General features: G+C 51.0%; 6 protein-coding genes. All 6 read left to right on the top strand.

Going from position 1 to position 6,325, the window contains the following annotated elements:
- Positions 1 to 253, top strand: a 253-nt coding sequence (locus tag ACTG33_RS15530) for a DUF4115 domain-containing protein (RefSeq protein ID WP_439136133.1), incomplete at its 5' end; no start/stop codon positions are given.
- A 39-nt stretch (positions 254 to 292) separates the two neighbouring features.
- Positions 293 to 1,411, top strand: a complete 1,119-nt coding sequence (gene ispG, locus ACTG33_RS15525) for a flavodoxin-dependent (E)-4-hydroxy-3-methylbut-2-enyl-diphosphate synthase (RefSeq protein WP_439136132.1) — start codon at positions 293 to 295, stop codon at positions 1,409 to 1,411.
- Positions 1,412 to 1,480: 69 nt separating this feature from the next.
- The gene (hisS, locus tag ACTG33_RS15520) at positions 1,481 to 2,746 is read left to right on the top strand and encodes a histidine--tRNA ligase (RefSeq protein ID WP_439136131.1); all 1,266 of its coding nucleotides are present in this window, start codon (positions 1,481 to 1,483) and stop codon (positions 2,744 to 2,746) included.
- A 112-nt stretch (positions 2,747 to 2,858) separates the two neighbouring features.
- Positions 2,859 to 3,548: a YfgM family protein gene (locus ACTG33_RS15515; protein ID WP_439136130.1), complete on the top strand. Its 690-nt coding sequence runs from the start codon at positions 2,859 to 2,861 to the stop codon at positions 3,546 to 3,548.
- The gene (gene bamB, locus ACTG33_RS15510) at positions 3,548 to 4,687 is read left to right on the top strand and encodes an outer membrane protein assembly factor BamB (protein ID WP_439136129.1); all 1,140 of its coding nucleotides are present in this window, start codon (positions 3,548 to 3,550) and stop codon (positions 4,685 to 4,687) included. Before ACTG33_RS15515 ends, bamB begins: the two co-directional genes overlap by 1 nt.
- A 221-nt stretch (positions 4,688 to 4,908) precedes the next feature.
- On the top strand, positions 4,909 to 6,325 hold a 1,417-nt coding region (gene der / locus ACTG33_RS15505), incomplete at its 3' end, for a ribosome biogenesis GTPase Der (protein WP_439136128.1).

Raw genomic sequence — 6,325 nt, 5'->3', positions numbered from 1 at the left:
TGAATTAACCCTTGTCTTCAGTGATGAGTGCTGGCTGGAAGTGACTGATGCCCACGGGGATGTGGTCGCGGCAAATCTGTATCAAGCCGGTGCCACGGCAACTCTGGTAGGCGTTGCACCGTTTGAAGTTATGCTCGGTAATGTCAGAGCCGTTCAGCTGACGTTGAATGGTGAATCAGTGACTCTGACGCCCAATGGCAACCGCAAAACACTCCGGGCCACAGTGGGTGGTCAGGGGCCAGAGATCGATTAATGAGTACTTTACGATTAACCGTTATGCAGGATCTGTTTCATGCATTTTGAATCACCGATAAAACGTCGGAAATCTCGTCAGATTATGGTGGGTAATGTACCGGTAGGTGGCGATGCGCCCATCTCGGTACAGAGTATGACCAATACAGAAACCACGGATGTCGAGGCAACGGTTGGGCAGATCCAGCGGATTCAGAATGCTGGTGCTGATATTGTGCGTGTGTCTGTACCGTCCATGGACGCGGCAGAAGCGTTTGGTGAAATCCGCAAGCAAGTGGATATTCCACTGGTGGCCGATATTCATTTCGATTACCGCATTGCATTGCGGGTAGCGGATCTGGGTGTCGATTGCCTGCGTATCAATCCGGGCAATATTGGCCGTGAAAAACGTATTCGCGCCGTGGTGGATAAAGCCCGTGATATGAACATTCCCATCCGGATTGGTGTTAATGCCGGTTCGCTGGAAAAGGATATTCAGAAAAAATACGGCGAGCCTACGCCTGAGGCGCTGGTGGAATCTGCACTGCGCCACGTAGAGATTCTCGACAGTCTGGATTTTCAGGATTTTAAAGTCAGTGTGAAAGCCTCTGATGTCTTCATGGCTGTGGCGGCTTACCGCGGTCTGGCTCAGCAAATTGATCAGCCGTTGCATTTGGGGATTACCGAAGCGGGTGGCCTGCGATCCGGCACCGTGAAGTCTGCGGTGGGGCTGGGTGCACTGCTCATGGATGGTATCGGCGACACCTTGCGTATCTCTCTGGCCGCTGACCCGGTCGAAGAAGTGAAAGTAGGGTGGGACTTGCTGAAAAGTCTCAAGCTTCGCAGCAAAGGCATCAACTTTATCGCCTGCCCAAGTTGTTCGCGTCAGAACTTTGATGTGATTAAAACCATGAACGAGCTTGAAGTTCGTCTTGAAGATATCACCACACCGATGGACGTGGCGGTTATTGGCTGTGTGGTCAATGGCCCGGGCGAAGCCAAAGAGGCGGATATTGGTCTGGCTGGCGGTACTCCCAACAACCTGATTTACGTCGATGGTGAACCTAACCAGAAGCTGAAACAGAACAGCGACAGCCTGATCGACGATCTTGAGCGTTTGATTCGCAAAAAAGCGTCGGATAAAGAAGAAGCCGAGAAAGATCTTATTGTAAAAGTCTGATGGCTTGTTGAAAAACAGACACGGGCCGGTACAAAACAAACCGGCACAGAGCAAGAAAAGGAACAGATTTTGAAGAAACTGCAAGCCATTCGTGGCATGAATGACCTGCTTCCCGGTGATTCAGCTGCCTGGCAATACCTGGAATCCACTGTGGCGGATGTGGTTCAGGGCTATGGATATCAGGAAATTCGCTTCCCGATTTTAGAGCAAACTGAGCTGTTTAAGCGTTCAATCGGTGAAGTCACGGATATCGTTGAAAAAGAGATGTACACCTTCAGCGATCGCAATGATGAAAGTCTCACCATGCGTCCGGAAGGCACAGCCTGTTGCGTTCGCGCCTGCGAGCAGCACGGTTTGCTGTATAACCAGACTCAGCGTTTGTGGTACCACGGGCCAATGTTTCGCTATGAGCGTCCTCAAAAAGGGCGTCTGCGTCAGTTTCACCAGATTGGTATTGAGACCTTCGGCATGGATGGGCCGGACATTGACGCCGAATTGCTGTTGATGACAGCTCGACTGTGGAAAGAGCTGGGCATTTCAGATGCCGTGACTCTGCAGTTGAATACTCTGGGCTCTTCAGAATCCCGGGCGGAATACCGTGCCGCGTTAGTCGATTACCTGTCTGCTCGTAAAGATCAACTGGATGAGGACAGTCAGCGCCGCCTGGACAGCAATCCTCTGCGAATTCTGGACAGTAAAAACCCGGAAACCCAGGCCTTGCTGAATGACGCTCCGGCGCTTCACGATCACCTGGATGAAGAGTCCCGTACGCACTTTGAACAGTTAAAAGCGCTGTTGGATGCGGCGGGAATTGCCTACGAGATCAATCCGCGTCTGGTACGTGGTCTCGATTATTACGGCAAAACTGTTTTTGAATGGGTGACAACCCGATTAGGTGCTCAGGGCACTGTCTGTGCCGGCGGTCGTTACGACGGCCTGGTGGAACAAATGGGCGGTAAACCCACACCGGCGGTTGGCTTTGCCATGGGTGTCGAACGCCTGATTCTGTTGTTGCAGGAACTGAACGTCATTCCTGAGGGTCTGAACCAGAGCGTCGATGTTTATGTCGTGGCGATGGGGGATGTTCAGGCACAGGCTTTTGCTGTGGCAGAGCTGGTGCGAAGTGGTTTACCTCATCTTAGGGTGATGAATCACTGTGGTGGTGGCAACTTCAAAAAGCAAATGAAGAAAGCTGATGCCAGCGGAGCGGATGTCGCCATCATTATTGGTGAAGACGAGGCCGCTAATGGACAGGCGACTATTAAGTATTTACGGGATGATAAGCCTCAACAGACATTAGCAGTTGAAGAACTTTTGTCCTCGTTGCAAGATTAACCCCCAGCGATGCTAGTGCAGACCGCGACTGATCAAAAATAGAACAGTTGCCGATGCTCAGAATAAGTGATTCCTGCAGGAATCCATTGAAGAATAACCTTTAGGAGTTTTTGTGACTGCACATTTAACGGAAGAAGAACAGCTCGAATCGATGAAGCGCTGGTGGGATGACAATGGTAAATCCACCATTGTCGGTATCGCGCTGGCGATTGGTGGCTATGTTGGGTGGGGCTTTTGGCAGGATACTCAGCAGGAAAATGCTGAAGCGGCATCTGCAATCTACCAGAACCTGAGCGAAGCGATGGTGACGGAGCCGGGTAAGCCTCTGAGTGAAGAAAAAGCCACTACAGCAAATCACTTGGCCGATGAGCTCAAAGAAAAGCATTCCTCCAGTCTGTACGCCAGTCAGGCTGCGTTGTTTAAAGCTAAGATGGATGTCGAAAACGGCGATCTGGATGCGGCAGCAGCAGAATTGCAGTGGGTGATCGATCAGAATGTCGACGAATCATTAACGCTGTTGGTGCGCTCTCGTTTGGCTCGGGTTCAGCTGGATCAAAAGCTGTATGAGCAGGCATTAGCGACTGTTGCGGATGAAAACAGTGGCAGCTTCAAAGCGACATTTGCTGAAATCCGCGGCGATGTGTTTGTCAGCCAAAACGAGATCGCCAAAGCTTTGGCCGCTTACCAGCTGGCTTTGGACAATTTATTGCCCGAGCAGGCCACACGTCGTCCTTTGTTGGAAATCAAACTTGAAGATCTGCAACCGTCGGTTGCCTCGACAGATCAGGGAGGAGACAGCTAATGAAACGCGTTCTCTTACTTGGTTTAATCTCGGTTTTGGCCGCCTGTTCTTCTAACGATGAAGTGGATTTGGAGCCGGCAGATCTGGTTGATTTTGACGAAACCGTTGAAATTGATCGCCTTTGGTCAGAAGGCGTTGGCATGGGTGCCGGTAAAACTTACACCCTGCTGCCGATTGCGGTAGACGGAGATCGTGTCTTTGCTGTTGATGCTGAAGGTCTTGTAAAGTCCATCAACCGTTCAAGTGGCGATGAGAATTGGGAAGTCGAGCTGGAGACTTCGATATCCAGTGGTGTCGGGGCTTCCAGTAATCACGTATTTGTGGGGACATTAAAAGGCGAAGTGATTGCACTGGATGCAGCCACAGGTGCTGAGCAGTGGCGCACCCGTCTGTCCAGCGAGATTCTGTCTCCACCTCAAAGCAATGGCTCCGAGTTGGCGGTTCAGACGCTGGATGGCAAGCTTTATGGCTTGAGTGTGTCTGACGGCAGTCAGCTGTGGATGAATGACTCTTCCATTCCGGCACTGACGCTGCGGGGAACTTCAACCCCATTGATTACCTCGACTTCGGTCTACGCTGGCTTTGCCACTGGTAAAGTGATGGCTTTGGATGTGAAGGATGGTACCCCTCAGTGGGAGCAGCGTGTAGCTGCTGCTCAAGGGCGTTCTGAGCTTGAACGTGTGGTTGATATCAACGCAGCTCCAATGCTCGTTGGCGATATCCTTTACGCCGTCAGCTATCAGGGGCGCCTGGTGGCTCTGAATCGGGGTACAGGTCAGGGGCTCTGGGCTCAAAAGGCGTCCAGTTTCAACAATCTGGGTTCTGGTATGGGTTATGTCTATATCAGCGACGCGGATGATTCTGTGAAAGCCTACGATGCCCGAAGCGGTGCTCTGATCTGGGAAAATGACCAGCTGAGTCGCCGTCAGATTGGTGCTCCACAGGCATTTGGCCGTTTTGTCGCAGTGGCAGACTTCGAAGGTTATGTCCATATCATGAACCAGAGCGATGGCCAGTTTGTGGCTCGTCGCAAAGTTGATGGTGACGGTGTGCGTACCCCAATGGTTGGTGTTGGCGATACCCTCTATGTTTATGGCAACAGTGGTGATCTGGAAGCCTTGACAGAAGAAGAGGAATAAACGGAAGGAATAATGCCTTCTGTTGAAGAGATTGAGCTCTGAGCTGACTCTTCTTCACCTCTAGCGGTATGATTAAGCTCGGGTCGTTGAGTGACCTGAGTTATACTAAAGGCCAGAGCAGCCCAGCTGCTCTGGCCTTTGCTGTTTTTACATCGTGACCGTCTGAGAAGGCTGGTAGATGGCAAGGCAGTTTTTACAAAGACGTTTTAACGAGAGATCTGATGATTCCTGTAATTGCCCTGGTGGGCCGCCCAAATGTGGGTAAATCCACGCTTTTCAATCGACTGACCAACACTCGTGATGCGATTGTGGCTGACTATGCCGGTCTGACCCGCGACCGCAAGTACGGTGAGGCCAATTATCTGGAACATAAGTTTATCTTGATCGATACCGGTGGCATCAGTGGTGATGAAGACGGCATCGATGAGGTGATGGCTGAGCAGTCATTGCAAGCGGTTGCAGAAGCTGATGCTGTGTTGTTCCTGGTGGATTGCCGCGACGGGCTGACGCCTGCCGATGAAATGATCGCCAAACATTTACGCATTAACAACAAAAAGACCTACGTCGTTGCCAATAAAGTGGATGGTCTGAGTTTTGATGTGGCGATTTCACCGTTCTACGAGATGGGCATGGGGGAGATCTATCCCACTACGGCTTCTCACGGACGTGGGGTGAAGTCGTTAATGGAAACGGTGTTGGCAGAGTTTCCACCTCAGGAAGAAGAGGAAGAAGAGGACGACCGCGGGATTAAAATGGCTATCGTGGGGCGCCCTAATGTCGGCAAGTCCACGCTGGTGAATCGACTGTTGGGTGAAGATCGTGTGATTGTTTACGATATGCCCGGCACCACCCGTGACAGTATCTACATCGATTATGAACGGGATGGAAAACCCTACACCATCATCGATACGGCAGGTGTTCGTCGTCGTAAGAACGTCAGGCTGACGGTTGAGAAGTTCTCCATTGTAAAAACCCTAAAGGCGATTGAAGATGCCAATGTGGTGGTTCTTGTGATGGATTCCCGAGAGGGTGTGGTCGATCAGGATCTGCACCTCATGGGGCAGGTAATTGATAGCGGCCGCGCTTTGGTTGTGGCTCTGAACAAGTGGGATGGGTTAGAAGCGGAACAGAAGGAGCATATCAAGACTGAGCTGGATAGACGCCTTCGGTTTGTCGATTTTGCCGATATCCACTTTATTTCAGCCCTTCATGGTACCGGTGTGGGCCACTTGTACGAGTCCATCGAAAAAGCCTTCAGTTCTGCGACGGATAAGCTTTCTACCAACCACCTGACAAAAATTCTGGAAGATGCCGTGGTTGTGCATCAGCCGCCTTTGGTGAATGGTCGTCGGATCAAATTGCGTTATGCACACTCAGGGGGGCACAATCCTCCGATCATCGTGGTGCACGGTAATCAGACGGATAAAATTCCTGGGCACTATACAAAATACCTGGAGAAAACCTTCCGTCGCGCCCTGGACTTGCACGGTACTCCGGTCAGAATTCTGTTTAAAACCACAGAAAACCCGTTTAAGGATCGCAAGAATAAACTGACAGATCGTCAGCTGCAGAAGCGTGAGCGACTCACGAAACATTATCAGAAGCAAAAAGTTAAACAGAAAAAGAAAAAGAAAACCT

Origin of the sequence: Pseudomaricurvus sp. (assembly GCF_965662505.1) — a bacterium.
Lineage (GTDB): Bacteria > Pseudomonadota > Gammaproteobacteria > Pseudomonadales > Cellvibrionaceae > Pseudomaricurvus.
This window is presented reverse-complemented; position numbering and strand designations above follow the sequence as displayed.

Bases quoted from the DNA above. Each gene is read 5' to 3' on its own strand.
- ispG (WP_439136132.1), top strand. From the start codon at position 293: ATGCATTTTGAATCACCGATAAAACGTCGGAAATCTCGTCAGATTATG.
- bamB (WP_439136129.1), top strand. From the start codon at position 3,548: ATGAAACGCGTTCTCTTACTTGGTTTAATCTCGGTTTTGGCCGCCTGT.